Source organism: Flavobacterium cyanobacteriorum (assembly GCF_002251835.1).
Classification (GTDB): Bacteria; Bacteroidota; Bacteroidia; order Flavobacteriales; family Flavobacteriaceae; genus Flavobacterium; species Flavobacterium cyanobacteriorum.
The window spans coordinates 1-2,101 of sequence record NZ_NOXV01000053.1 but is presented as its reverse complement, the minus strand read 5'-3'; the positions used below and the strand labels follow the sequence as shown (position 1 = coordinate 2,101).

The window sequence follows — 2,101 nt, the reverse complement described above, 5'->3', positions numbered from 1 at the left end:
TGGTCGTGGAATTGTTTAGTACGTGTAAAGTATGCTACGTATTTCGGGTTTAATGGGCTTCTGAAAGAAAAACAAGCATCGTGAATTACAACGCCTTCATCGCATAACCAAGCTGTACCTAATCCAATATCCTCAATGGTTTCTCCGGCAGCTACAATAACCACATCACCATTTTCAGCAATTCGTAGATTTTTCCTTTCTACTAATTCCTCACTCAGAAATGACTTGCTTTTATCTGCCCAAGTGCCATAATAAGTGTACATCTCTCCATAATGAATGCAGGGCACACCATCTGTAAGCATATCATCCTTTACAAATCGTTTTCCTCTTTGAAATTTACCAATTACGCCTAACGGCTCTCTTTTTACTTCTACATCTGAAAATTCAAAAAACTTTTCTTTGTAAAAGTTGTACTGTTTTTTACGAGCTGTAAGCTCCGCTGTAAGCTCCGCTGTAAGCTCCGTAAAGTTATCTAGAATACGAACAATTTCATTTTGAATTGATAATGGAGGAATGACAAGGGGGATTTCAACCAATTTGCCCTTCGTTAATTTTGCCCTACCACCACCGGATAAAAATGGAATAAACTTTACTATCTGCAAATAATGGTAAAGAAATTTTGTCGATAGATTGTTTATCCCTCGAATTACGTGAACATGATTGTTAGCCCAAAATTTTCCAACAGCATATTGAATTGAGTAATTCTCAAGACTTTTAGAACCATCTTCAGCAATTAGAACATTTTCTCCATCATGCGTAAAACCTTTCACATAATCTTGAATATTATTTGCACCGTAATAAGGTATTTCACCTGCAACCCTTAATGAAGCTTTAACTGGTTTTCTTCCGCTATTTGCTATCTCTACATAATTTTCATTACCCAGTACAGTCCACTCAACATCAACATCCTTTAATAGTCTCTCTAAATAACTCATGCTTCAATCTCATTTATTATTAAATCAATTTCAGCACGAAGTGCAGCTATCTTTTCAACCGTTTTTGAAACCTCAGTATTCAACTGTGTTATATCAAACTTCTCTCGATTATCTTTAGCTTCCACGTAGGAACTTACCGAAAGATTGTAATCGTTTTCTGCAATCTTGTTGTTGTCAATAGTCTTGGCAACATGGACTACATCTTCTTTGCTATCGAACAATTCCATAATTCTTTCAATGTGCTTGTCTTTAAGTACATTGTTGTTCGTTTCTTTTTTGAAGAAATCTTCACCGCTAGCATCAATAAACTGTGTTTTATTTTCAGTTTTGTGCTTAGATAGTACCAGAATATTTACAGAAATAGTAGTACCATAAAATAGATTTGATGCTAATGAAATTACGGTTTCTACAAAGTTATTATCCACCAAATACTTTCTGATTTTCTGTTCTGAACCGCTGCGGTAAAAGATACCAGGGAAACAAACAATAGCTGCTCTGCCTTTGCTGGATAGATAACTTAAAGCATGAAGCACAAAAGCAAAATCTGCTTTTGATTTTGGAGCCAACACACCAGCAGGTGCAAAACGGTCATCATTAATTAGCGTTGGGTCATCGTCACCAATCCATTTTATAGAGTAAGGAGGATTAGATACAATGGCATCAAAAGGTTTTTCATCGCCATAGTGTGGGTCAATGAGTGTATTGCCAAGGGCAATATTAAACTTGTCGTAATTGATGTTGTGTAAAAACATATTCATACGAGCAAGGTTGTATGTGGTGTGGTTTACTTCTTGCCCATAAAATCCTTTTTCAATAATATGATTGTCGAAATGCTTTTTAGCTTGTAACAGTAAAGAGCCTGAACCTGCGGCAGGGTCGTAAATCTTGTTTACTTTATCTTGCTTGTGCATTGCCAATTGTGCAATGAGTTTTGAAACGTGTTGTGGCGTAAAAAACTCCCCTCCTGATTTTCCTGCATTGGCTGCATAATTAGAAATCAAAAACTCATATGCATCACCAAAAAGGTCAATTTGATTGTCTTCAAAATTTCCAAAGTCAAGTTCTTCAATTCCCTTTAAGACTTTAGCCAAATTACTGTTCTTGCTTTCAACGGTATTCCCTAATCGTGTGCTTGTTGTGTCAAAGTCGGCAAACAAACCTTTAAT

At 36.1% G+C, this 2,101-nt stretch carries 2 protein-coding genes; both read right to left on the bottom strand.

Annotated features, from left to right (window positions below):
- Positions 1-935: restriction endonuclease subunit S (locus tag CHU92_RS00480; protein ID WP_094411517.1), on the bottom strand; the 935-nt coding region annotated here is incomplete at its 3' end.
- On the bottom strand, positions 932-2,101 hold a 1,170-nt coding region (locus CHU92_RS00475; RefSeq protein ID WP_094411515.1), incomplete at its 5' end, for a type I restriction-modification system subunit M. The genes CHU92_RS00475 and CHU92_RS00480, both read right to left, overlap by 4 nt.